Here is a 25831-nt window from a genome sequence, read left to right on the forward strand (position 1 = left end):
CTTCTCCTTTTTTCACCGATATTATCTCGCAAAAATTAAGATGTTATCTGCATGTAAATTTTCAATCATTTTATCTACTTGTTCTTCTGTTAAATCAAAGTCTTCTAATAATCTTTTTACAGATTTATCGTCTGTTTTGGAGAACCATTTGGCAAAGGGCCCCGCCGCGTATAATGCACCGTATTTAGGGTTATAGGCTTGAGGAATAACAATAGCTCCACTTAGGGATTGTAAGATTCCAGAAATAATACCGAAAGCTTCTTCGTTTACAGGACGTTCGATTTCGATATTTTCTTTTTCTGTTAGTGTTTCTAGGTTTTTGTTGTGTTTTGATTTAGCTAGAACAGAAATGTCTTCTTTTTCATAGCCCTCACTTACTAACTTGTTGATAATTTCCTCTGCTGCCTTGACATTTTGAACTGCGAATACTTCCCATTTTTTCATTATTTGTCATCCCTTCCATTATCCAATTGTAAAATTTGTTTTATTTCTTCTGTGCTTAATTTTCCTAGCATTTGTTCACCTGGTTGGATTAGTTCATCCACTAGCGCTTGTTTTTTCTTTTGTAAGTCAAAAATTCGTTCTTCAATCGTACCTTTTGTAATCATTCGGAACACTTGGACGATGCGTTTTTGACCGATTCGGTGTGCACGTCCGGTTGCTTGTTCTTCTACGGCGGGATTCCACCATAAATCATATAAAATTACAGTATCCGCGCCAACAAGATTAAGTCCAGTTCCTCCCGCTTTCAAGGAAATTAAGAAAATATCATTCTCCCCTTCATTAAAAGCATTGACCATATCTAATCTTGTTTTCGATGGTGTTTTACCATCCATATAGAAAAGTGTTTGTCCATCTTCTTCTAGTTTTCGGCGAATAATTCCAAGCATACCCGTGAATTGGGAAAACAGGAGAATGCGTTTACCGTTTTCTCTTGCTGTCTGTATTGTATCAAATAATTGTAGTAATTTACCAGATTCACCTTGATAATTTTCCACAAAAAGACTCGGATCACAACAAATTTGACGTAAACGAGTTAATCCCGCGAGTAATTTGATTCGTTCTTCGGAAGCATTGCCATTACTTTCTTCTAAATCAGCTTGAATTTTTTCTAAGTAAGCTAAGTAGATTGTTTTTTGCTCATCGGTTAATTCAGAATAAAGGTTGGTTTCAATTTTATCTGGTAGTTCTTTGACAACATCTTGTTTTAGTCGACGTAGTAAGAATGGACGAATCATTTTAGCAATGTTGTCGTAAGGTATTTCTTTAAACTTGCGTAATGAAGGGAAAAATCCTGGCATTAATGTTTGGAAAATTGCCCATAGTTCATCGATACTGTTTTCAAGCGGCGTTCCACTGAGCGCGAATACATGATTGCGTTTCAAAGCGCGCACAGCCTGAGATGCCTTCGTATGATAATTCTTGATAGCTTGTGACTCGTCAATAATAACGCTGGAAAAAGCGACATCTGCAAAATGAACAATATCTTGGCGTAACGATGGATACGAAATTAAATATACATGGCCATGCTTCATTTCTTCCATTTCAGCCATCCGGGATTGTTTCGTTCCATGTAAAACGGTCACTGGAATAGCTGGCGCAAATTTTTCTAATTCGCTTTGCCAGTTATAAAGTAGTGATGCTGGCGTAATAATTAAGACTGGTTTTAAGTTAGGGTTATCTTCTAACTCAGATGCTAGAAAACTAATTGTTTGCACCGTTTTACCAAGCCCCATGTCATCTGCTAAAATGCCGCCAAGATTATATTTCGCAAGTGATTTCATCCATTCAAACCCAGTTAGTTGATAATCGCGCAACTCTGCTTTTAATCCTTTTGGTAAAGCAAAACTGTCTTCGGATTGCGTCGTAATATCTGTAAGCAATTCGCGGAACGAACGGCTGAATTTATGATGTTCGTCTTGTGTTCCTGCTCCTAAGATATCATAAATTTGCATTCCACGATAAAGTGGCACTTGCATATTTGCTTGCACATCTTTTTTACGCACCTCTAACATTTGGAGTACGTCTTCCATTTGTTTATAGTTTTCTGACTCGAGCGATAAGAAACGACCATTTTTAAGACGATGATAGCTGCGTTTTTCGCGCAAGGATTCTAGGACATTTTGCACTTCTTCTTCCGGAATACCTTTGAAATCGAATGAAACAGAAAGATAATCGTTATCAGAAGAGACATCTAACGTTGTTACTGGGCGCACATTCTCTTCTACCATTTCTTCTAAGCCGTCTTCCATATAAATCTCTGCGTACTCAGCAAGTTTTGGAATGGTGCGATAGTAAAACTGATATAAATCTTTCTCTTGTTTATTGACAACCATTTTTGTTCCGGAAAAATGGACAGGTGCGCTTTCAATAATATTCATTACACGGGCTTCTTTTTCCACATCGCGAATCATAATCTTTTCGTTTTCTTCTTCTGAAGTTGCAAATGGATCGAATAGTTGATTGCCATAATGATATTCAAGACGTAATGTGTGCTCTCCGTATTCGAGTGCAATAAATAATTTACAATCAAGCGGTTGTTGCGTAATCCGGTCTTCAATCGAATCATCCAGTTTTAATTTGCCACTTTTCTGTAAAGCAGGCAAAACGTATGAAATAACTTCACTCAACTGGGACTCTGAAAATTGCACCACTTCATTTTTCGTTACTTTATGAAATTCCATTAACGGTTTTAACGATTCCCACACTTCTTTTGCAGGGATGAAAAAAGTGCCATCAAAGAAAAGAAGTTGGTAAGCTTCAAAAAAGATTGCTTGTTGTAAGTCTTCCATTTCTAGTTGGTATTTGTCATCTGCGCTTTTTTTGAGTTCAAAAATGAAATCAAGGTTGTCGTGGCGCACATTGATACCGCGGTATTTAATATCTTCGACGCGTTCTTTCATAATAATACAAGTCGTATCGCGTTTAGTGAGAAGCTCCAATAACCCACTCGCCATGCTAGGTGGTATCGTTAAATTTTTCTCTTCTGCGTAAGACTTGGACCAGTAGAAAGTATCTGTATCGTATATTTTTGCAATTTCGCTGATTTGCAGTAATTTATCCAAAATTTGTTTGTCTTCCTCCAAAAAGAAATGCTCATTCGGATCATAAGCAAAATTCTTGGTAAAAACAAGCCACTGTCGGTCACGAATTGCGGCTAAAAAGGTATTCATATTTTTTACAACATAAGTTCGTTCTGTTCCTACTTTGACTTCAATAGTCATTATATAACTAGACTCATCCGGCTTTAAACGGAGGATATATTGGGTTTGAAGTGGCATTTTGTTCGTATTGTCCTCTTCCACTTCAAGTTGTTGGGCCATATTTTGTTGAAAAAGGGAAAGAAGTGTATTTGATTCCTGTGTGAGAATTCGATTTTTAAAATCTTGCTTGGCTATCTGTTGTTTTTCTTTTTCCATTTTTAAATGTGTTGCATAGATGTGTTTACAAATAGCATTCAATTGAAAATCAGCACAGCTACACGCATAATTTTCACTGCCTGCATCTTCTACGACATTTTGATCAATAAAATACGTTAAAAAATGGTCTGCTGAATCCTTTTCACGAAACTGAATGATTTCTCCGTCTTCCATCAGTTTCTTTCCAGCCTGCTTCACACTATATGGAATCATTTTATTTTGAATTGCTGTAAAGTGCTCCATTACTTTCTTCCTCCCAAAAACGTCCATTACTCTAAACTACTATTATATAGGAAAAGACGAGGGACGGCAACGCATGCGGTCTTTTAGCTACTTGCAGTAATAAATTTAGTGGTACTTCCGTGATTTGTCGCTGTTACTTCGAGTCTTGCTGAAATCCGTTCTTTTAGTTCCGGCACATGAGAGATAATCCCAACTAAGCGGCCATTTTCTTGTGTTTCTAATAAACATTCCACTGCAGCTTCAAGTGATTCAGGATCAAGTGTGCCGAACCCTTCATCAATAAACATGGTCTCAAGCGAAATCCCGCCAGCCATTTCTTGAACAACTTCTGCCAGTGATAAAGCAAGAGCTAAAGAGGTTTTAAAACTTTCTCCTCCCGAAAGTGTTTTTACGTGGCGTGTTAATCCCGTATATTCATCAAAAACTTCAAGTTCTAAGCCACTTTGGACATTTCCTTTTGCTTTTTCGATTTTTCGCTGGAGTTCAAAACGACCGCTTGTCATTTTGGATAAACGGTGGTTGGCGCGGTGGATAATCGTGTCTAAAAACATCGCTAAAATATATCGTTCAAAGGTTAGCCGTCTAGCATTTTTACCACGAGCTGAGTCTGCTAATAAGCCAATGTCCGCATAATTTTCTTCTGCTTTTTCTACTGCTTGAATACTGTTTTGATAGTTTTCGGCAAGTTCTTTTCGTTTCAAAACAAAGTCACGTTGCTTAATTGTGTTTTCTTCTGACTGAGCAAGTTCAAATTGTTTTTCGTTCATAAGTGATTCTAGTTGTTCGATATTTGGTTTTTGTTTGTTTTTCAGTTTTTCTGTCAAATCAGCTTGGCGTGATATAGCTAAATGGCGTTTCCGCTCAAAATCAGCTAGTTGTTCTTCTTTACTCTTTAGTTCTTCTACTGACATTAAAGCTTGTTTATAAGCCTCATAAGTAGGAAAATCATTTTGTTTCATTGCCTCTTTAAAAACTTCGCGTTGGACTTGTAATGCTTCTTTAGCGTCCAGTGCTGTTTTTTCGGCAGATTGCAATGTTGATTCTAGCTTAGTTGTTTCTTTTTCAGCTTCTCTAAATACCTTATCCACTTGTTCGACTTGTTCCAGATGTGTTTTAATGCTGCTACTTAATTCATTCTTTTGCTTATCAAAAATAGTTTTATCTCGTAAATCAGCTGGAATTGCTTGTTCCAGATAGCTTAATTTTCCTGATGCAAGTTGAACTTCTTGGTGAAAACTTTCTACTTGAAGAGCCGTATTATTTTTTTCTGTTTCTAGCTCTTTTTGTTTGTTTTTTAATGTTTCAAGTGCGCCTTGAATATTTTCTTTTTGCGCCACATTAGTTTGCAATTGATTTATTTGATCCGATAGGTTTTTAGCTAATTGGCGGTTTTCTACTAATAAATTTTCTACTGCAACTAGATTCACATCTGCTATATCTGCCCATTCAGCTAATTGCCATTCAAGTTGACTGATTGATTTTTCAGCCTCATTAATCGCTAATTGTTTTTCGCGTAGTTTGGCTTTTGCCTCTTCTAGAGTTGTGAGGCTGGCCGACTCCCCGTATTCTGCCAATTGTGGATGTGACACAGAACCACAGACAGGACAAGCGTCCCCCTCGTGCAAATGAGCTGCGAGTGTTGCAGCTTGTTCTTGTTGTAAATTTGATTCTTCTTGTTTAATAGTTGTTTCTATAGCTAATTTTTCTGTTAAAAGTTGTGCTAGTGTTTGTTCTTCTGTTTGTTTTTGTTTATTCCATAGATCCATTTTCATTCGTTTATTAACAAGTTCTTGATTTTTTTCAATGAGAGCTTCGGCAGTTGTTCGTTTATTAATAGCCTCTAAAATCGCTAGTTCTGCTTGGTTAATTTCTCCTAAACGAGTTTCCATTAACTGTAGTTCTGCTACGTTTTCCTGCTCTGTTTTCATTACTTTTTCCAAACAATCTGCTGCTTCTTTCCAATTAATTTCAGCCACTCTTTGTTGAATCGTTACTGTTTCTAATTCAATGATTTTTGGTTCCATTTCTTCTAATTGAAAAAGTGTTCGTTTATTAGCTTCTAGTGCTGCTTCTTGTTCAGCGAGTGCTTCTTTTTGTTTTTTGGCATTTGAAAATTGATTTGTTATTAACTCTACTTCATGTGCTACTTGTTTTTCAGTATTTACTGCAGTTTCTAATTGTTCTTTTAAACGGATACAAAGTGCATCCTGAGAACGCAAATTACTGGCTCTTTTAGCTGCTTCAATTCGGTCTGCTATCACTTGATAAAAGTCTTTTTCAGCATCTAATTTAGCTACTTCTTCTATATATAAATCTAAATTTTGCCAATCAAGCAGTTGTTCTTTAGCTAGTGTCACTTTTTCGACAGCTTCACTTGTTTTTTTGCGAACAACACTTAATTCACTTTCTAATTCTGTTAAAATCACTTGTTCTTTTTGAATTGCCTCGGTTTGTAGAGCGCTGATTTCACTCGTTGTCTTTCCCGAAACTTCCACTCCTGGCAAACTAAGTTCAGCAAGTTCTGCCACTTTTTTGCGCGCTTCTATGACTAAAACTTCTGCTTGTTTTTGCTTTTCCCATAGCAAATTTTCCACTTTTTCATAGTAAACGGTATGTGCTAACCTTTGCAATATGACTTCCTTTTCTTTACTATCCGATACGAGGAGCTCTCTAAATTCGCCTTGAGGAATCATCAAAATTTGTCTAAATTGGTCCACATTAAGTTGAATTAATTCTTCCATTTTTGTATTGACATCGCGAACGGAACTCGCGAGTAACTTCATTTCATTACCAACTAGCTCATATAATTCTGCTTTTTGTGGGGAAGTTGTCGTTCCATTTCCACGTTGTTTAGCAATTTCTTGTTGCGGAATGCGACTAATCTGATAAATTTTGTCTTTCAATCTAAACACAAGCGTTACTTCCGTTATTTCTTTATCCGTTGCAAAATGACTTCGCATCGAAAAACTCTCACGGTCAAATGTGTTCGCTTTCCCAAAAATCGCAAAACTAATTGCATCAAAAATAGTCGATTTCCCAGCCCCAGTTTTACCAGAAATCACAAAAATCTGCTCCGTTCCCAATTTTTCAAAATCGATAACTTCTTTTTTTGCATAGGCTCCGAAAGCTTGCATCGTTAATTTAATCGGTCTCATTCCACTTCCTCCTTTCTCGCTTGTTCAAAAACATCCGCCAACTTTTGTTTTTGTGTTTCCGTTAATTCCGTTCCATTGACATATTCAAAAAACTGGCCAAATAGCTCTAAATCATCTTTTTTCATTATCTCTTCAAAGCTATCTTGTGTTTCTTTTAAAGTTTGTTTTTTTCGTTCTAAATGTAAAATGTTCGGATAAAATTGGCGCAATTTTCCCATTGGATCAATTAAAGCCCCTTCATCCATTAAATTCACTTGAAAAAAGTCGTTTGGCTTTTCTACTAAGTTTTCCGTCAGTTCCGCTAGTGTTCCAGAAATAATGCGCATATCATGTTTTGGCGTTAGAAAGCGCTCAGTCACGCTAAGCAGTTCTTTTCCCTCCAACTCCACAATTCGCACACTCTTATGATCATTTGCTTCTGAAAATGAATACTTTAACGGAGATCCACTGTAAAAGATAGACGGGTGGCGAATTGCATGCGGATGGTGCAAATGCCCAAGGGCGGTATACGTAAAACCATCAAAACAATCCGTAGAAACACGGTCTACATTCCCGATTGCTAATTGTCGTTCAGAATCACTTGGAATCCCGCCAGAAACGAAGGCATGTCCAACCAAAATCTGCGCCTTACTTTTATCCCATTTGGACCGAATTTGTTTCGTCACAGCTTGCATAGCATCTTCAAAACTGCGAATCGAATTATCTGCCAAAGCTTCTCGAATAATTGCTGGTTCGTGATATGGGACGAGCCACACTTCCGCATCCATAAAAGGAATGCCTTCAAACTCCGAAGTGCATTTACCTTTCATATATAATTTACTGCTTTCATACCACTGGCTACCAAATGCTAGTCGTTCGGCGCTATCATGATTTCCACTAATCGCAAATATCGGAATACCAAGCTCTACATTCCACTTGACTAAAATATCATTTAATACTTTCACCGCATCAGCAGGTGGCACAGCACGATCATATAAGTCTCCCGCTAAAATAAGTGCGTCGACCTGTTCTTCTTCTGCAATCTTTGTTATTTGGGCCAAAATATACTCTTGTTCTGCAAGCATCGATACGCCTGATACAATTTTTCCTAAATGCAAATCAGCTGTATGTAAAAATTTCATCGGTTACCTCATTTCTTTTTCTCAGAGATTATTTATTTTTAATGCAAAACTCGTCAATTTTAAGTATACTAGATATAGTTTAAAAAAATAACTAGCAATATTGGGAGTGAAGAAGTTGTTTTATCATTTCGCAAAAAACCTCGTTCATTTTATTTTAATTATTATTGGTGGACGATTTCAAGTACAAAACAAAGACAAAATTATCGAAGCGCCTTATGTTGTAGTTTCCACTCACACGTCTTGGATTGAAATCTTATATCTGGGTTTTGCCCTATCGCCAACACCAGTACATTATATGGCAAAACAAGAGCTATTCAAAGGTAAATTTCTTAACTGGCTCATGACGCACCTTAATGCCTTTCCAGTCAATCGTGATAACCCTGGACCGAGTGCCATTAAAGCGCCCATCCGAATGCTAAAATCTGGCAAAGTAGTTGGTATTTTCCCGAGTGGTACTAGAAAAACAACGAATCTTCATTTAAAACGTGGTGCCGTAACGATTGCCCATAAAGCAAAAGTTCCCATGCTACCTGCCGTTTACGATGGACCAAAAACATTTGGAGAGATTTTGAAACGCAAAAAAATCATTATTCGTTTTGGCGATCCGGTATTATTCAATGATACCGAACTTGACCAAAAAGAGCTACTAGAAGTTAAGTCTCAAGAATTAATGGCGACTTTTGAACAACTTCAAAATGAAATTAACCAAACAAAAAACAAATAATAAAAAAGACAGCTTCCATTTGGAAACTGTCTTTTTTATTATCAGGAAGCTGTATCTGTTGTAATGCTTGAAGGATTAAGTCCAGCATCTTTTAATACGCCAGCAATTGCTTCGTCCGCTTTTGCCATCGCTTCGTCTGCTTTTGTTGTATCGCGACCACTAGCTTTAAGTGCGTCTGCTTCTAATTTGTAAGCGTCACTTAATTGTTTCACAGCTGCTTTAAAATCATCTGTGGATTTACCAAGGTCTGGTGTTTTTTCACTCGCAAGTGCTTCAGATACTTTTAGTGCTGATTCACTAGCTGGTTTTGCAAGAGATGCAAGTTCTGCTTCAGATGGTTTAGGATCTGCGCCAACTGCTCCTACATAAGCGTTGTAATCGCCATTGTTTTCATTAACAACGTCTACTAAGTCCATGTAATAATTTAATACTTTGTCTTTATCACTTGTTGTTTCTTTTTTTGTGTCTTCTTTTTTGTCAGAACTGTTAGAACCAGAACAAGCCGCAAGCGACAATCCTAGTGCTAAAGTTAAAACTACTAATAACCATTTCTTCAAGATGATGTCCTCCTTTTTTTCAAGCCAAACTCGGAAGCCCTTTTGTAACTGGCCGCGTCAGTCTCGGATATGCTTCACCCATCCGGCAAGTAACATTACTCACGATGTAACATTATTCATTATAAGCTATTCGAACGGCATTTTTCAAGCTGTTTTAGAAAATGCTTTCACTATTATTCGTACTCTCCGCTAACTTCTACTTTATTAAGCTCTTTTTCGGTATTTTTATATTGAAAATACATCACAATTCGCCAAGGCACAATCATCGCAAACGCCATTATCCAGAACATACCAGACAACTCGCCCACTTCTAAACTACCACTAATCCAGTACTTAATGAAGATCCGAATGAGTAACAGTCCCATCAAAATAACCGGAAAAGCTTTTGTACGTTTAATAAATACGTATTTATGACGAACTTCAAATTTCGTTGTCCAAATTAAAATAACAGAAAACACCAGCCCCATTGCTATAGCTTCTAAAATATCTACCCACGAAACACGGAAAAAAGGAATTACAAACATGAGAGCGCCTGTCGACATCATAATTGGTGGTATGATAATCCCTTTCACACTTGCTGGACGCTTTGATGCTTTCATTCTTATCATGATAATTCCAGCCCCAAAAACAAGTGTAATGATAATTGAAATGATTAATGACACTTTTAATTCCCCCTACTAATCTGCTGTAACACTTCGCTCCTCATTATATTCCTTTTACCGTTTGAAATAAACTTCTCTGCTTAAAGCGCTTCGTCTAAATCCATTCCGCTATTTTGTAATTGATACATCGAGTGATATACACCTTGTTCTGCAATTAACGTATCATGGGTACCACGTTCAATAATTCTTCCTTTGGATAAAACTAAAATTAAATCGGCATCCTTAATTGTCGAAAGTCGATGCGCAATCGCAATTGTTGTACGTCCTTCTCTCATTCGTTTTAATCCCGTTTGAATTAAGCTTTCTGTCTCGGTATCAATATTCGCTGTTGCTTCGTCTAAAACGAGAATTTGTGGGTTTGTCACGACCGTTCTTGCAAATGAAATCAATTGTCTTTGTCCACTTGAAAATGAAGCACCTCGCTCAATTACTTTATGCTTGTACTCATCGGATAATGTTTGAATAAAGCTGTCCGCTTGAACAAATTTCGCAGCATCTATAATTTGTTCATCTGTAATGTTTTTATCATACAAGCGAATATTTGTATTAATATCGCCATAAAACATAAAACTATCTTGCAGGACAAGCCCGGTTTTCTTCCGTAATTCAGTAATTTCATGAGACTTAATTGACTTACCATCAATTAAAATATCTCCACGTTCAAATTCATAAAAACGCATCATTAAATTAATAATAGAACTTTTCCCGCTCCCTGTATGACCAACAAGTGCCACTGTTTGCCCAGGTTCTGCCGTAAAGCTAATGTTTTTAAGCACATCTCGTCCACCTTCATAAGCAAACGAAACATCTTTAAATTCAATTTTGGCGCGCGTGATTTTCGCTTCTGGATCATTTAATTGAGCTGGGACTTCTTCTGTTTCATCCATAATACGAAATACTCGTGAAGCCGCTGTAATTGCTTCTTGGTACATTGCCAGCCGTTCCATTACGTTATAAATCGCCTCTAAAAAACGGTCAAAGTAACTAATAAACGCATAAATCGTCCCAATTGCTACTGGTCCAATTAATGATTCAGCCCCAAAGAAACTAAGAATAATCACAACCGCTAACGCATAAATTAAATCAATCGCTGGTCCAAGTAATAGTGCATTAAATTTGATATTTTTCATCCCAACGTCATAGTAATCTTTGTTAATTTTCTCAAATTCTTTTACTAAACGACGCTCTTGATTAAATTGTTGAACAATTGACATCCCCGAAATCGACTCAGCGATTTTCGCATTTAATTGGCTTAATTTTTCTCGTCTCGCCCGGTAAAATTGGGAACTATATTTTCGGTAAACAAAAATAATAAAGACAATAAGTGGGAATAACAGTAAACTATATAGCGCTAATTGAACATTGAGCGCAAACATTGCAGCATAAATCCCGACAAGCATAAACAAACTTTGAATTGCTGTTGAAAGCACATTAATAAACATATCTTTCACAGCTTCGGTATCATTTGTCACGCGCGAAACAATACTTCCTGCAGGCGTTTTGTCAAAGTAACGCATTCCTAGTGAATGAAGTTTTGTAAAAATATCAATCCGCATTTGTTGAACAATTTCAAGCGCGATTTTTTGAAAGAACAACAGTTGGAAATACCAAACAACCGATTTCCCAATCGTAAGTCCCAAATAGCCCGCACCAAGAATTAACAAAGCTTGCATTTCCAAATTCATCGGTGTCAAATAATCATCCAAAAATATTTTAATCAAGATTGGCGCAAACACATCCGCAAGTGTCACAAGAAGAACAAGCACACCTGTCCAAATCAAACTTGGAATATGGTATTTCGTATAACTAAGCATCCGTTTTAAAACCTCACGATGTTCTTTGCCGGACATCACTAACATTTCATCTTGCTCATTCATCGCTTCCATCTGCTGCACCCCCTTCTTCTAATGCTTCTTCCAGCTGTTGCTCCTGAAACATTTCTCTATACCAGCCATCTAAATCCATTAGCTCCATATGGGTTCCACGTTCCACAATTCTGCCTTTATCAATGACAATAATTAAATTCGCATGTTCAACAGAGCTTAATCTGTGTGCGCTGATAATCGTCGTTTTATCTGAACGATTCTCTTTTAAATTAGCTAAAATTTGTTCTTCTGTTTTCGCATCTACCGCCGAAAGTGCATCATCTAATATAAGCAATTCAGGGTTCATAATTAGCGCACGTGCGATGGCAAGACGCTGCTTCTGTCCACCAGAAAGTGAGACTCCACGCTCGCCGACAATCGTATCATAACCATTTTCAAAACCAAGAATGTCTTCATCTACAGACACAAGTTTTGCAATATTACTCACTTCTTCTTGTGATGCTTCTGGTTTCCCAAAACGAATATTATCTCGCACCGTTGTTGAGAATAAAAACTGATCTTGCGGCACATAACCAATTGCTTCTCGTAAAGCTCGAACTGTGTAGTCTTGAATTTTCATGTTAGCGAAAGCAATCTTACCTTCATACGTATCATATTCCCGCATTAACAGTTTTAATAAGGAGGTTTTCCCAGAACCAGTTCGACCAACTATCCCCAGTGTTTCCCCGGCTTTTAAATTAAAATGAATATCTGATAAAACTGGAACACTTTCATCTGGATAAATAAATTTATCTATTGCTACTTGTAAGTTCCCAACTGGAACCGTATCTACTGCACCTTCATGGTCAACAACATCTTCTTTTTCGGCGAGCAAATGTTGCACTCGATCATAAGAAGCATTCCCGCGCTGGATAATATTGTATAAGAACCCAAATGCTAACATCGGCCAAATTAATAAGAATAAATAATTTGAAAAAGCAATTACTTGCCCAATAGTTAATTCTCCGTCTACAACGAATTTCGCTCCAAACCCTAATGAAAGAACAAATGAAATCCCCACAATAATAGAAATCATCGGATCGAACATTGCATCCACTTTAGCGACAGAAATATTTTTTTGAACAACTTCTTTCGTTTGTTTCGCAAAATCTTGAATATCCTCTTTCTCTTGCCCAAATGTCCGAGTTACTTTAATTCCAGAAATACTTTCTTGCGTTTTATCATTTAGCATCGAAAAAGCTGCTTGCGCCCCGTGAAAGCGATCATGTAACTTTTTACCTAGAATCGAACTTCCGAGCACCATAAACGGCATTGGAAGTAATGCAATCAAAGTTAAGCGCCAATCAATTGTAATCGCCATTGTTGCAATAACCGTTCCGCCTGTTAGAACAGAATCTGATAGGGTCAAAACACCAATTCCTGCTACTTGTTGAATGGCTGTAATATCATTCGTCGCATGGGCCATTAAATCCCCAGTACGATAACGTTGAAAGAAAAATGGCGACATCTTTGTAAAATGTTCAAATAATCGCAAGCGTAAAGTTCGTTGTAATTTATTATCAGAACCAAAAATTAACATTCGCCACACATAGCGACCAGCGTATGCAAGAATTGCTGCTACAACTAGAATAACCATCCATTTAATCAATTTGTCTTTTGTCAGTGAGTCATTCGTTACAGCATCAACCGTATAGCCAATAATTTGTGGCGGAACTAACTGTAAAAGCGCAATCGTAAACAAAATGGTTACCCCAAATGCATAAGATTTCCAATTTTCTTTAAAAAACCAACCTAATGCTTTATAAATTTTCAAACAACAATCCCTCCCTTTTCTCCTTAAAATTGGACAAATAAAAATAATGGACCTATTTCTGCCCATTATTACCCGAAAAAATATATTTATTTGTCACCACTTTGTATAAAATAAAACCAAATTAAAGGAGAGCTCCCTTGTTTTTGAAATGGTCCGGTGAAATAAATTCTATTTTTAAGCGCAATAATGCCTTGTTTGAAGCCTTCATATAATTATTCATCGTCCATTCCTCCTTTGTTTTATTATGCAACGTTATTAGTTTAACCGATTTTTTTTGAAAGCGCAACAAATAATTGCAAATTGTTTAAAAATTATTTTTATTATACTTGCTCTCGGGATCAATTGGTTATATAAAAAAGCATAACAATATATCCAAGAATTGTTATGCTTTATCATTAGAATATTTAATTTTCTTCTGAAGTGACTTGATTTTCAACAGCCTCTTCATATAATTCAAACTCCTCTGTTTTGCTCACTTCTTTTTCTGTATCAATATTTTTTGTTTTTTCATCGAAAGAAATAGTAGAATTTCCTCCTGCTACAAGTAAAGAGCCATCATCTTGTATGTAAGCATTGAATAGGTAGATTTTGCCTACTTCTGGAAGTTGATCATCTTCAAAAACGTCATAAGCCGACCCATCTTCCCGAATTCCACCTTGTTTTTGAAGTGCAATTTCTTTATCCATTGCTAATTCATTCTTTAAATTCGAAATGACTTCTACTTTATAATTTGTATATGCTTCGCCAATATATTCGATTGAACCATCTTCTTGTTCCATTGGTGTTTTATTTTTGTAATCTGTTCCTGTTTCTTTCGTTACTTTTCCTACAAATACATGATCCGCATCGCCAACAACTTCATTTGGATTGTCTACATCGAGTGTATAATCGGAATGAATAGCATATGTTGGTACTTCTTTTTTCTCTGGTTTAGTCTTCTCGGCATGGGTGTTTACTGTTAAAATACTGCCGATACCTAAAATACTAATTATTGAAGCGATAATGCCAATAGTTGTTTTTTTCAATTTAAGTACCCCTTTTTAATATTTTTTATATGCTGCATCATATGATTGTTTATCATTCGTAGATAAAGTTGTTTTAGAAGTGCTATATTGGTACATTACGTCACTAGATGCATTATGACCTAATCGCAAACCATGTCCTAGCTCATGTGTAGCAACATTTTGTTTCCCAGCATTATTTTTTTTATCCATATTTTTATTGTTAAAAGTGATTTTTCCGTTACTGTAAGTTGTCGCGTTGATATTATTATTTGCTGAAATATCACTACAATATACGTCTGATTTGTTTGCTCCTGAAGCTGGTCTAATAACTCCTTTTTTATAAGCATTCCAAGTATTAGCCCCAGATCGGATAAATGACATATACTTTGAATTCCCTGAATAATCTAGGTGTTTACTAGAATCTACCAAATCCCAGCTATTGATTTTTGCTGTTGCACTCGCTTCTTGTCCTGGAAGTAAAACGCTCCACAAACATACAAATGCGATTACAAATGATACAATCTTCTTCATTCTGTCTTCCCCCTCTTTGTAAATAATAAAGTGAAACCGTAAACATATTGTGATAAAGTAAATAATTCTCTTAGAAAAGCTACCCCTTTTTTGTATTCACCTCACTTTTAGCTGACACTATCACCCATCATTTTCCCGTAGTAAATCATGGCTTTTATCAACTTTTTCGAACAAAAAAAGTGTAACATGAAAATAGAATGTATAACCAAAAATGTAATGAAATGTCTATTTCTTGTCATGAATGACGAAAAACCATTCTTATTTAGAATGATTATTACTCATTTTGAAATAAAATTTGAGAAAAAAGAGATTACCCACTCGTTTCGGCGTGATTTTTCCCGTTTTATTCACTTTGATATCCACACTTCACTAAATGTACATAAATGAAGTTTGAATCATTAATATTTAGTACAGTTAACGGATTAAACATATAAAATATTATATTTTTATTGTATAAATATTCACATATAGTATATTAAACTTAATAAAACAAAAAACCCCGAGTGATAATCGAGGTTTTTAGTTACAAACTGACAATTATACTTACTAACATAATACCAATACCCATTAAAAAAGAAGCAAAAAATCCAAACCATTTTCCTTTATATGTAGTTATTGCAGAAATTATATAAACAAGCAAAAAAACTATTTGAAGCCAAATCGGTAAATCCAGTCCTTGTTTTGTTTGTACCATCATCCATATATTATCCAGTAAAAACAATAAAAATAAAACAATTAAAGTAATCTTGATGATTTTCTTCATATTGAACTCCTTTTGTTGTTATTATATGTAGTTTAAGTATAGCAAAAACCCCCCGAATTCTCTAGGAAAACTCGAGGGGAAATCATCAATAAGGCTTATTTTTTCACTTGGCTCATTACTTCTTCAACAAAGTTATCTTCTTTTTTCTCGATTCCTTCGCCTACTTCGAAACGTACGAATGATACAACTTTACCACCGCTTTGTTTTACGTATTCACCTACAGTGATGTCTGGGTTTTTAACGAAAGGTTGGTCTTCTAAGGAAATTTCGCTTAAATATTTTTTCAAACGACCTTCTACCATTTTTTCAACGATATTAGCTGGTTTGCCTTCGTTTAATGCTTGTTGAGTTAATACTTCTTTTTCGTGTTCCACTTCTTCAGTAGAAACGTCTTCACGAGAAATGTATTTAGGATTGATTGCAGCGATGTGCATTGCAACATCTTTTGCAACTGTAGTGTCAGTAGTTCCTTCAAGAAGTGTAAGAACGCCAATACGTCCATTCATGTGGATGTATTCACCAAAAGCAGAGTTGTCTGCTTTTTCTTTTACTTCAAAACGACGAAGGGAAATGTTTTCACCGATTTTTGTGATTGCTTCAGTGATGTAATCTTGAACAGTTTGGCCATTAGGCATTTCTGTTTTAAGAGCGTCTTCTAAGCTATCAGGACGTACTGCAAGAATTTGTTTAGCTAATGCATCAACTAACTGTTGGAAGTTATCGTTTTTAGCAACGAAATCTGTTTCAGCATTTACTTCAAGTACTACTGCATGTTTTTCATTGCTGATTACATGAGTCATACCTTCAGAAGCAACACGATCAGATTTCTTCGCAGCTTTAGCGATACCTTTTTCACGAAGATAGTCAATTGCTTTTTCCATATCTCCTTCAGTTTCTACAAGCGCTTTTTTACAATCCATCATACCAGCACCAGTTTTTTCACGTAATTCTTTTACCATTTGAGCTGTAATATTAGCCATTTATTTTCCCTCCAATTTTTCTCTTTAAAAAAGGTGATAAGAATAGTGCCTTATCACCTTGAAAGTTTCAAATAAAATCTTATGCTTCAGTAGTTTCTTCTGTAGCTTTTTCTTCTACAGGAGCAACTTCTGCTTCAGTTAACTCTTCCCCTTGGTTCACTTCAATGATAGCATCAGCCATTTTAGCAGTTAAAAGTTTAACCGCACGGATAGCATCATCATTTGCAGGGATTACGTAGTCGATTTCATCCGGATCACAGTTTGTATCAACAATACCGATGATAGGAATATGAAGTTTACGAGCTTCTGCAACCGCAATACGTTCTTTGCGTGGGTCAACGATGAATAGAGCGTCAGGAAGACCTTTCATGTCTTTGATTCCGCCTAAGAAGCGTTCTAGTTTTTCTTGTTCTTTTTTAAGAAGGACTACTTCTTTTTTAGGAAGGACTTCAAAAGTTCCATCTGCTTCCATTTTTTCGATTTTTTTAAGGTGTTGAATACGTTTTTGAATAGTTTCAAAGTTAGTTAAAGTACCACCTAACCAACGATGATTCACGAAATATTGTCCAGAACGGATAGCTTCGTCGCGAACGGATTCTTGTGCTTGTTTTTTAGTTCCTACAAACAGGATAGTACCGTTGTCGCTAGCTACTTCACGCATGAAGTTGAAAGCTTCGTCTACTTTTTTCACTGTTTTTTGTAGGTCAATGATATAAATACCATTTCTTTCTGTGAAGATATATTTCTTCATTTTTGGGTTCCAACGGCGAGTTTGGTGGCCGAAGTGAACTCCTGCTTCGAGTAATTGTTTCATTGAAATAACAGGCATGTGTTATTCCCTCCTATTGGTTTATTTTTTGCGGATAACCGCCCTCCGCATGGATCAACCAGCTGAAAAACTTAAGCGAACAAGCCGCTAAGCACCTTCTCAGTCTGTCACCGTGCGTGTGTGATTTAACACTAACAATAAATATAGCATAATAGAGCTCAAGTTGCAAGTTATTGCGTTAAACTTCCCAAAATCTATTCTAGTATAAATTGACGATTATTAAACTGAATACTGCCGGAACACCGAACGCCATTTTCGTTATTAACACGATAGCGTTCGGTGTCCAAGAGCTGTTTTCTCGCTTATTTGCGATAAAAGTCTCGATTTCTCAATTATAATTACATGTTTTACATTTTAAATAATAAAAAGCATCAAAATTCATTTCAAATTCTGATGCTTTTTATTATCTTTCAGTAAATTAAAATTCTACGCTATTCATTGCGTCTTTTGGAGTGCCAAAGAAATAAGTTAAAATGAATCCACCTAAATATGCTGCAATTAGTCCGATGACGTAAGAAAGCCATTCATTATTCGCGATTAGAGGGATAAGTGCAACCCCTGATGGTCCGATTGCAATTGCTCCGACGTTACCAAAATAGCCGATTACAGCCCCACCAATACCGCCTCCGAGACAAGCTGTAAGAAAAGGTTTACCAAGTGGTATTGTTACCCCATAAATTAATGGTTCACCGATGCCTAAAATCCCAACCGGAAGCCCCCCTTTAATCATATTTACAAGTGGTTTATTTTTACGACAACGAATCCAAAGTGCAATTGCTGCTCCAACTTGTCCACCACCTGCCATTGCTAAAATAGGTAGTAAGATAGTATAACCATTTTGAGCAATCATTTCTACATGAATAGGTGTTAAAACTTGATGTAACCCAAACATTACCATTGGTAAGAATAACGTTCCTAGTACAAAACCTGCGAATACTCCCCCAACTTCGATTACCCAATTAATACCGTTAACTAAACCATCTGATACAAGTCCTGCAAATGGCATAATTAAGAAAATAGTTACTAAACCAATAATAAGTAATACAAGCGTTGGCGTAAAAATAATATCTATCGCATTTGGAATGATTTTGCGCAAGTTTTTTTCAAGTAGGCACATTAGCCAAACTGCTAATAACACGCCGATAATTCCACCCTGTCCGGCTACGATAGGATCCCCCGTGAAAATGTTTGTAATTGTATGTCCTTCTGCCAATCCAGAAAGCAATGTTATTCCAGCGATTCCTCCACCGAGTACAGGTGTTCCACCAAATTCATTCGCGGTATTAATCCCTACATAAATGGCTAAGAAGGCAAATATTCCTTTATTAATAACCCCTAAAATATCAATATATTGAGTCCAAACAGCAGCATCTAAATTTCCAGCTGTTATATTGTTAGCAATAATTGCTGCAATACCTGCAATTAATCCCGCGCCAACAAATCCTGGAATTAGTGGAACAAAAATATTAGAGATTGATTTTAGTAATCTTTTAAAACCTGATGAATTATTTTGTTTTGCTTTTAATTCTGCTTTTGTTTTGGATGCTTTTTCTTCGACTAATTCCTTACCAGTTTTTGTGCCGCTATCCAAATTTTCTTGAATCGTTTCGCCAATTTTAACACCAGCTATTTCTGCCATTGCGCCGGCTACTTTGTTCACAACTCCTGGTCCAACAATAATCTGTAAAGTATCATCTTCTACAACACCAATAACGCCCGGAATTTTTTTTAATCCAGCTACATCAACAAGGTCACTATCAACTATCCCCAATCGAACTCGTGTCATACAATGTGCAATTCTTGAAACGTTTTCCATTCCACCAACGTGAATAAATATTTGTTTGCCAATTTCTGCTTCTTTTGTCATTATTCCAGCTCCTTATTTTTGGATAGTGTTTCGAACAAACCCTTTTGCTTCACTTAATTTTTCTAACGCTATTTCTTTGGTTGAATTGGTTAATATCATGACAATGGCCACTTTTACATGTTTTTCAGCTGCTTCATAAAATTTATTTGCTGTTTCGTAATCGGCTTCTGTGGCTTCCATAATAATTCGTTTAGAGCGCTCTTCTAATTTTTTATTTGTTGGTAAAACATCCACCATCAAATTTTTATACACTTTTCCAATTCCGACCATTGAAGCTGTTGAAATCATATTTAATACTAGTTTCTGAGCTGTTCCTGCTTTTAATCTAGTGGAACCTGTTAAAATTTCCGCTCCGGTCATAATTTCTACTGCTATATCAGCGTGTGCTGAAATTTTTGCATTAGTATTGCAAGAAATTGCTCCGGTTTTAGCCCCAACAGATTTGGCATAGTCAAGCGCACCAATCACATAAGGTGTTCTACCACTTGCAGCAATACCAATAACAAAATCGTTTGCAGTTAACTTAATTTGCTTTAAGTCGTTTTCGCCAAGTACTTTTGAATCTTCCGCACCTTCTATTGCAGCTACAAAAGCTTTTTCACCACCTGCAATTAAGCCAATGACCTGCTCCTTTGAGACCCCAAAAGTTGGAACACATTCAGCTGCATCAAGTACCCCTAATCTTCCACTTGTTCCGGCACCTAGATAAATCAAACGGCCACCTTTTTGAAAACACGAGATGACACCGCTTACAATTGACTCAATTTGAGGTAAGACTTTTTTTATAGCTATTGGAACTGTTAAATCCTCTTCATTCATTACTGCTAAAATTTCTTTTGGAGAAAGTGTATCTAAATCAATCGTTTTTTTATTTCGTTCTTCTGTTGCTAAATTCTCTAACATTTTAACCACTCCTTCCAACATAGTATAATATAAATGAAATAAAATTTCAATATATAAATTAAACATTAAAATTTTTATTTATTATTGGTAATAAAAAAATAGGCAGTAGCTTTAATTATTAAGCTACTACCTATTTTCTATTATTCTCTAAAACGATTAGTGGCCTCTCGCGAATGTTTAATTTGGTGAATCATTTCGTCGTAGTGATGGGATGCATAATAGTAAAATAAAATGTCAATTACTAGCAATTGCGCTTGTCTTGAACTTGTTGCTGTACTTCTAATTTCAGCTTCTGGAGCACGAGAAGTTTCTAAAGATAAATCTGCTTTTTCCTTCAGCTTATTGCTACCAAAACGTGTAAGACTAATCACAATGACGTTGTTCAGTTTGGCTTGATCTACGAGTTGCAAGACTTCGGATGTTTCTCCACTGTTAGAAATAGCAATAAAAACGGCTTTCTTCTTCCCCGTTGCAAAAGCCATTGCTAGAACATGTGCATCTTGCGTAGCTAAAACATGTTTCCCTGCACGCAGCCACTTTTGCGAAATATCTTCTGCTACTAACCAAGAAGCCTCGACCCCATAGGTATAAATAGTATCTGCTTTGTCGAGTAATTCGCATGCATCTAAAACTTTGGCTTCGTTTAGTTGGCTAGCCGTATCGTTCATCGTTTGAATCATGTTGGAAACTAGTTTTTCTGTGATGGTATGAAAATCTTCATTTGGTTCAATATCATAATAGCCTTTCTTTTGTGGTTGAGCCAAATCTAATGATAATTGTCTTTTTAATTCTGGAAAACTTTGAAGTCCGATTGATTTACAGAAACGGATAACAGCCGCCCCGCTTGCATCTGCTTTTTGAGCTAGCTTATGAATCGATGCAGTAGTTGTAAATTCTGGATTTGCTAATACTGCTTGGCCAATTTTTTTCTCTGACTTCGGCAAATCATTTAAAATACCTTCTATTCGATTGATAATACTACCATTATTCATTAACTTTTCTCCATTCCATTTTCCGTAATTATACCAAAAAATTGGTCAAAAATAAAACTGCCGGCTAGAAGCCAGCAGTTTCCATTATCAATTCGCAACAATATTTACAAGTTTCCCTGGAACAACAATCACTTTACGGATTGTTTTGCCTTCTAGGTTTTCTTTCATTTTGTCGTCTTCTTGTGCGATTTTTTCTAGTTCTTCTTTTTCGAGTGACTTTGCAACGGTGATTTTACTTTTTACTTTGCCATTTACTTGAAGTACGATTTCCACTTCATCTTCTACTAGCTTGGTTTCATCGTATGTTGGCCAAGCTACGTAGCTGATTGTTTCGGTGTGTCCAAGGATTTCCCATAGTTCTTCTGCAAGGTGTGGTGCGATTGGTGACAGGAGTTGTACAAAACCTTCGACATATTGTTTTGGAATCGTATCTTGTTTATATGCTTCATTGATGAAAATCATTAGTTGCGAAATCCCGGTATTGAAGCGCAGGTTTTCGTAATGATTCGTAACTGTTTTCACCATATGATGATACGCTTTTTCTATGTTAACATTCGTATCAGTTGTAACTTTTTCAGCGAGTGTGCCTTCTTCAGTTACTAGCAAGCGCCAGATGCGGTCTAGGAATTTACGTGCACCTTCTAGTCCATTTTCGTTCCATGCAATCGAAGCTTCTAGTGGTCCCATGAACATTTCGTACAAGCGGAGTGTGTCTGCACCGTATTTTTCTACTACTTCATCAGGGTTAACGACATTGCCTCTTGATTTGGACATTTTTTCGTTATTTTCGCCAAGAATCATCCCTTGGTTAAATAGTTTTTGGAAAGGTTCTTTTGTCGGAACTACACCGATATCGTACAAGAATTTATGCCAGAAACGTGCATAAAGAAGGTGAAGCACTGCATGCTCTGCCCCGCCGATATAAACGTCAACTGGAAGCCATTCTGCTAGTTTTTCTTTGTCAGCAATTGCTTCGCTGTTTTTTGGATCGATATAACGCAAGAAATACCAGCTTGATCCAGCCCATTGTGGCATCGTATTTGTTTCGCGACGACCTTTTCGACCGTTTTCGTCTGTTACGTTTACCCAGTCATGCAAGTTAGCAAGTGGTGATTCGCCAGTTCCTGATGGTTTGATTTCTGTTGCTTTTGGCAAAAGTAGTGGCAGTTCTTCTTCGGGTACAAGTGTTGTTTCGCCGTCTTCCCAGTGGATAACTGGAATTGGTTCGCCCCAGTAACGCTGTCTGCTGAACAACCAGTCGCGCAAACGATATGTGATTTTACGGCTACCAATGCCTTCTTTTTCTAGCCAATCAATTGCAGCAGTAATCGCTTCTGCTTTAGCTAGGCCGTTCAAGAAATCAGAGTTAATATGTGGTCCGTCGCCAGTGAATGCTGCTTTTGTCACGTCGCCGCCTTCAAGTACTGGACGGATATTCAAACCAAATTGTTGTGCAAATTCAAAATCACGTTCGTCATGGGCTGGTACGGCCATAATTGCCCCTGTTCCGTATTGAATCAAAACATAGTCAGCAATCCAAATCGGCACTTCTTCGCCGTTGATTGGATTAATCGCGTAAGCTCCTGTGAAGACACCTGTTTTATCTTTTGCAAGGTCAGTTCTTTCTAGTTCGCTTTTTAGTTCTACTTGTTTTTTATAAACTTCCACTGCTTCTTTTTGCTCAGGTGTTGTGATCTTTTCGATAAGTTCGTGTTCTGGTGCAAAAACGGTATATGTTGCGCCAAAAAGGGTATCCGGCCGTGTTGTAAAGACATTAAACGTTTCATCGCTATCTTTAATTTTAAAAGTAACTTCTGCACCTTCAGAACGACCAATCCAGTTACGTTGCATATCTTTAATATTTTCAGGCCAATCCACCAGATCAAGATCATCTAGCAAACGATCTGCGTATGCGGTAATTTTAAGCATCCATTGGCGCATTGGTTTACGGAAAACAGGGAAGCCACCGCGTTCACTTTTGCCATTGATTACTTCTTCATTAGCTAGTACGGTTCCAAGTGCTGGACACCAGTTTACAGCGATTTCAGCTTCATAAGCTAGACCTTTTTCATATAGTTTTTCAAAAATCCATTGTGTCCATTTATAATATTCTGGGTCTGTTGTATTAATTTCACGGTCCCAATCGTAGGAAAAACCAAGAGATTTAATTTGGCGAGTAAAGTTGGCAATATTCAGTGCGGTGAATTCTTCTGGATCGTTACCAGTATCAATCGCATATTGCTCTGCAGGAAGTCCAAATGCATCCCAACCGATTGGATGAAGGACGTTCTTCCCTTGCATACGTTTCATTCTAGACAAAATATCTGTTGCAGTATAGCCTTCTGGATGTCCTACGTGAAGACCTGCTCCAGATGGGTAAGGAAACATATCTAGTGCATAGAAGTTTTCTTTATCTTTATCTTCTGTTGTTTTAAATGTGTTATGTTCACTCCAATATTGTTGCCATTTCGGTTCCATTTTTTTATGATTAAATGTCACTTTACTCATCCTCTTTTCCTTAAAATATCGAATTTTGGCTACAAAAAAATCCCTACATCCCAACGGCTTATCGCCATGGGACGAGAGATGCTTCTCCCGCGGTACCACCCACATTAGTGTTTGACCACTCAACTTAACAATTCCTTAACGCGGAAAACGGGGATACACCCAAGCTCCATGGTAAGTTCATCCGGATTTTGTGACTGACTTGCACCAACCGTCAGCTCTCTTTACATCAAAATATAGAGATTACTACTCCAATTCATCGCTATTTCGCAAAATTCATTAGTCTTATTGTAGCTGAATTTAGTTTTTTTAGCAAGCGGTCTGAAGATTTATCTAACTTTCGTAGTAAAATGTGCTAAAATGAATGGAGAATTTGATTTAAAGGAGTTTAAAACTAGTGAAACAAACGAATCCATTTGTATATAGTAATGATAATAAAAGATACCATACATGGAACTACTGTTTACGCGAAGAATTTGGTCAAAAGACATACAAAGTTGCGCTAGATGGTGGTTTTGATTGTCCAAATCGTGATGGCACAGTGGCGCATGGTGGTTGTACATTTTGTAGTGCGGCTGGTTCTGGTGATTTTGCTGGAAACCGAGCGCTTGATTTAAAAGTACAATTCCAGCAGGTGCGCGACAAGATGCAAACGAAATGGAAAGATGGGAAATGTATTGCTTACTTCCAGGCTTTTACAAATACTCATGCCCCTGTTGCTGAATTGCGTGAGAAATTTGAAACGGTCTTGAATGAACCTGGCGTGGTTGGACTTTCGATTGCGACAAGACCTGACTGTTTGCCAGATGATGTCGTGGAATACTTGGCCGAATTAAATGAACGGACTTATTTGTGGTTGGAACTCGGGTTGCAATCTGCTCATGATGAAACCGGACGCTTAATTAATCGCGCGCATGATTATGATTGTTATGTAGAAGGTGTGCGCAAACTACAAAAACATAATATCCGCATTTGTACCCACATCATTAACGGACTTCCGAAAGAAACACCGGAAATGATGATGGAAACCGCACAAAAGGTAGTTGAAAGTGGCGTTGATGGTATTAAAATCCATTTGCTCCATTTATTAAAAGGAACACCTATGGTTGAAGATTATAAAAAAGGTGACTTAGAATTTTTAACCCGTGATGGTTATGTGAACTTAGTGGCTGACCAACTCGAAATTCTACCTCCAGAAATGGTTATTCACCGAATTACAGGCGATGGTGGTGTAGATGATTTAATCGGGCCAGTTTGGAGTTTAAATAAATTTGAAGTACTGAATGCGATTGATGCAGAACTCGTTCGAAGAGATAGCTGGCAAGGGAAACTTTATCAACCTGCGGAAGTGGTTTCCAAATGAATTTAAGAGGCATTCTCCCCTTCGCTCATGATACGCTCCGGAAAGTAGTTCGTCCTGGTGACTATGTGATTGACGCCACATGTGGCAATGGACATGATACGCTTTTACTAGCGGAACTTGTTGGTATTAATGGGCATGTGCTTGGATTTGACATTCAACAAGTGGCTGTTGATGCGACGAAGGCCCGTTTAGAAAATGCGGGTGTTTCTTCGCAAATGGAGCTCGTATGTGCTAGCCATGCGCTCATTCCAAAATATGCAACAAAACCTGTTCGCGCTGCTATTTTCAATCTCGGCTACTTGCCAGGTGGCGACAAAGAAATTACAACAACCGCTGATTCGACGCTAGAAAGTCTTGGTCATTTAATGAAGCTGCTCGAAGTTGGTGGCGTCATTATTCTTGTGATTTATCACGGTCATCCAGCTGGAAAAATCGAAAAAGATGCTGTCATGACTTTTTGTGAAGCGATTCCACAACAAGATTTCCACGTTTTATCTTATAACTTTATAAATCAAAAAAATGATGCGCCTTTTGTTATTGTCATCGAAAAAAGAAAACCTAGACAAAGCTAATA

General features: G+C 37.0%; 20 protein-coding genes and 1 other annotated feature. Of the genes, 3 read left to right on the top strand and 17 right to left on the bottom strand.

Annotation, left to right across the window (positions count from 1 at the left end):
• Positions 1–21 precede the first annotated feature (21 nt).
• The 4 genes from HCB38_RS07110 to HCB38_RS07125 form a co-directional block, all read right to left on the bottom strand.
• Complete coding sequence (locus HCB38_RS07110; protein ID WP_185618771.1) at positions 22–444, bottom strand: general stress protein; 423 nt, start codon at positions 442–444, stop codon at positions 22–24.
• The gene (locus tag HCB38_RS07115; protein WP_185637963.1) at positions 444–3662 is read right to left on the bottom strand and encodes a DEAD/DEAH box helicase; all 3219 of its coding nucleotides are present in this window, start codon (positions 3660–3662) and stop codon (positions 444–446) included. The genes HCB38_RS07110 and HCB38_RS07115 overlap by 1 nt, the downstream gene beginning before the upstream one ends.
• 83 nt (positions 3663–3745) lie before the next feature.
• Complete coding sequence (locus HCB38_RS07120; RefSeq protein WP_185318947.1) at positions 3746–6817, bottom strand: AAA family ATPase; 3072 nt, start codon at positions 6815–6817, stop codon at positions 3746–3748.
• Positions 6814–7938, bottom strand: a complete 1125-nt coding sequence (locus HCB38_RS07125; protein ID WP_185318948.1) for an exonuclease SbcCD subunit D — start codon at positions 7936–7938, stop codon at positions 6814–6816. The genes HCB38_RS07120 and HCB38_RS07125 overlap by 4 nt, the downstream gene beginning before the upstream one ends.
• Positions 7939–8053: 115 nt before the next feature.
• Here HCB38_RS07125 and HCB38_RS07130 point away from each other — a divergent pair, with 115 nt between their 5' ends.
• Positions 8054–8662, top strand: a complete 609-nt coding sequence (locus HCB38_RS07130) for a lysophospholipid acyltransferase family protein (protein WP_003727338.1) — start codon at positions 8054–8056, stop codon at positions 8660–8662.
• 41 nt (positions 8663–8703) lie between these two features.
• On the opposite strand, the gene HCB38_RS07135 is transcribed toward HCB38_RS07130, so the two are convergent.
• From HCB38_RS07135 to leuS, 13 genes are all read right to left on the bottom strand, one after another.
• The gene (locus HCB38_RS07135) at positions 8704–9219 is read right to left on the bottom strand and encodes a hypothetical protein (RefSeq protein ID WP_185318949.1); all 516 of its coding nucleotides are present in this window, start codon (positions 9217–9219) and stop codon (positions 8704–8706) included.
• Between the two features lie 173 nt (positions 9220–9392).
• A complete protein-coding gene (locus HCB38_RS07140) occupies positions 9393–9881 on the bottom strand; it encodes a CcdC family protein (protein ID WP_003736784.1) in 489 nt (162 codons plus the stop codon).
• Positions 9882–9961: 80 nt separating this feature from the next.
• Positions 9962–11767, bottom strand: a complete 1806-nt coding sequence (locus tag HCB38_RS07145; RefSeq protein ID WP_185318950.1) for an ABC transporter ATP-binding protein — start codon at positions 11765–11767, stop codon at positions 9962–9964.
• A complete protein-coding gene (locus HCB38_RS07150; protein ID WP_185637965.1) occupies positions 11751–13520 on the bottom strand; it encodes an ABC transporter ATP-binding protein in 1770 nt (589 codons plus the stop codon). The genes HCB38_RS07145 and HCB38_RS07150 overlap by 17 nt, the downstream gene beginning before the upstream one ends.
• Positions 13521–13924: 404 nt before the next feature.
• Entirely contained in the window at positions 13925–14545 is a 621-nt protein-coding gene (locus HCB38_RS07155; protein WP_185318952.1) for a cell surface protein, read from the bottom strand.
• Between the two features lie 15 nt (positions 14546–14560).
• Positions 14561–15055 carry a matrixin family metalloprotease gene (locus tag HCB38_RS07160; protein ID WP_185637967.1) on the bottom strand — a complete coding sequence of 165 codons (495 nt, stop codon included), beginning with the start codon at positions 15053–15055 and terminating at the stop codon, positions 14561–14563.
• 523 nt (positions 15056–15578) lie between these two features.
• Positions 15579–15818 carry a hypothetical protein gene (locus tag HCB38_RS07165; RefSeq protein ID WP_185318954.1) on the bottom strand — a complete coding sequence of 80 codons (240 nt, stop codon included), beginning with the start codon at positions 15816–15818 and terminating at the stop codon, positions 15579–15581.
• A gap of 95 nt (positions 15819–15913) precedes the next feature.
• Complete coding sequence (gene tsf, locus HCB38_RS07170; protein ID WP_003767202.1) at positions 15914–16798, bottom strand: translation elongation factor Ts; 885 nt, start codon at positions 16796–16798, stop codon at positions 15914–15916.
• Between the two features lie 79 nt (positions 16799–16877).
• Positions 16878–17627, bottom strand: a complete 750-nt coding sequence (gene rpsB / locus HCB38_RS07175; RefSeq protein WP_014093012.1) for a 30S ribosomal protein S2 — start codon at positions 17625–17627, stop codon at positions 16878–16880.
• A gap of 418 nt (positions 17628–18045) precedes the next feature.
• Positions 18046–19494 carry a PTS transporter subunit EIIC gene (locus tag HCB38_RS07180; RefSeq protein ID WP_185318955.1) on the bottom strand — a complete coding sequence of 483 codons (1449 nt, stop codon included), beginning with the start codon at positions 19492–19494 and terminating at the stop codon, positions 18046–18048.
• Positions 19495–19506: 12 nt separating this feature from the next.
• Positions 19507–20397 (bottom strand): N-acetylmuramic acid 6-phosphate etherase, encoded by an 891-nt coding sequence (murQ, locus tag HCB38_RS07185; protein ID WP_185318956.1) that lies wholly within the window; start codon positions 20395–20397, stop codon positions 19507–19509.
• A gap of 140 nt (positions 20398–20537) precedes the next feature.
• Entirely contained in the window at positions 20538–21389 is an 852-nt protein-coding gene (locus tag HCB38_RS07190) for a MurR/RpiR family transcriptional regulator (protein ID WP_185637969.1), read from the bottom strand.
• A gap of 87 nt (positions 21390–21476) precedes the next feature.
• A complete protein-coding gene (gene leuS, locus HCB38_RS07195; RefSeq protein ID WP_185607796.1) occupies positions 21477–23888 on the bottom strand; it encodes a leucine--tRNA ligase in 2412 nt (803 codons plus the stop codon).
• A gap of 73 nt (positions 23889–23961) precedes the next feature.
• Positions 23962–24163, bottom strand: a binding site (T-box leader).
• A 128-nt stretch (positions 24164–24291) separates the two neighbouring features.
• Here leuS and mnmL point away from each other — a divergent pair.
• Both mnmL and mnmM read left to right on the top strand, forming a co-directional pair.
• Positions 24292–25257: a tRNA modification radical SAM protein MnmL/YtqA gene (gene mnmL / locus HCB38_RS07200; protein ID WP_185607797.1), complete on the top strand. Its 966-nt coding sequence runs from the start codon at positions 24292–24294 to the stop codon at positions 25255–25257.
• The gene (gene mnmM, locus HCB38_RS07205; RefSeq protein WP_185318960.1) at positions 25254–25829 is read left to right on the top strand and encodes a tRNA 5-(aminomethyl)-2-thiouridylate-methyltransferase MnmM; all 576 of its coding nucleotides are present in this window, start codon (positions 25254–25256) and stop codon (positions 25827–25829) included. The genes mnmL and mnmM overlap by 4 nt, the downstream gene beginning before the upstream one ends.
• The last annotated feature ends 2 nt before the right edge of the window (positions 25830–25831 follow it).

The organism is Listeria farberi, assembly GCF_014229295.1.
Classification (GTDB): domain Bacteria; phylum Bacillota; class Bacilli; order Lactobacillales; family Listeriaceae; genus Listeria; species Listeria farberi.

Bases quoted from the DNA above. Each gene is read 5' to 3' on its own strand.
- HCB38_RS07110 (WP_185618771.1), bottom strand. From the start codon at position 444: ATGAAAAAATGGGAAGTATTCGCAGTTCAAAATGTCAAGGCAGCAGAG.
- HCB38_RS07115 (WP_185637963.1), bottom strand. From the start codon at position 3,662: ATGGAGCACTTTACAGCAATTCAAAATAAAATGATTCCATATAGTGTG.
- HCB38_RS07120 (WP_185318947.1), bottom strand. From the start codon at position 6,817: ATGAGACCGATTAAATTAACGATGCAAGCTTTCGGAGCCTATGCAAAA.
- HCB38_RS07125 (WP_185318948.1), bottom strand. From the start codon at position 7,938: ATGAAATTTTTACATACAGCTGATTTGCATTTAGGAAAAATTGTATCA.
- HCB38_RS07145 (WP_185318950.1), bottom strand. From the start codon at position 11,767: ATGGAAGCGATGAATGAGCAAGATGAAATGTTAGTGATGTCCGGCAAA.
- HCB38_RS07160 (WP_185637967.1), bottom strand. From the start codon at position 15,055: ATGAAGAAGATTGTATCATTTGTAATCGCATTTGTATGTTTGTGGAGC.
- HCB38_RS07165 (WP_185318954.1), bottom strand. From the start codon at position 15,818: ATGAAGAAAATCATCAAGATTACTTTAATTGTTTTATTTTTATTGTTT.
- tsf (WP_003767202.1), bottom strand. From the start codon at position 16,798: ATGGCTAATATTACAGCTCAAATGGTAAAAGAATTACGTGAAAAAACT.
- rpsB (WP_014093012.1), bottom strand. From the start codon at position 17,627: ATGCCTGTTATTTCAATGAAACAATTACTCGAAGCAGGAGTTCACTTC.
- HCB38_RS07180 (WP_185318955.1), bottom strand. From the start codon at position 19,494: ATGACAAAAGAAGCAGAAATTGGCAAACAAATATTTATTCACGTTGGT.
- murQ (WP_185318956.1), bottom strand. From the start codon at position 20,397: ATGTTAGAGAATTTAGCAACAGAAGAACGAAATAAAAAAACGATTGAT.
- HCB38_RS07190 (WP_185637969.1), bottom strand. From the start codon at position 21,389: ATGAATAATGGTAGTATTATCAATCGAATAGAAGGTATTTTAAATGAT.
- mnmM (WP_185318960.1), top strand. From the start codon at position 25,254: ATGAATTTAAGAGGCATTCTCCCCTTCGCTCATGATACGCTCCGGAAA.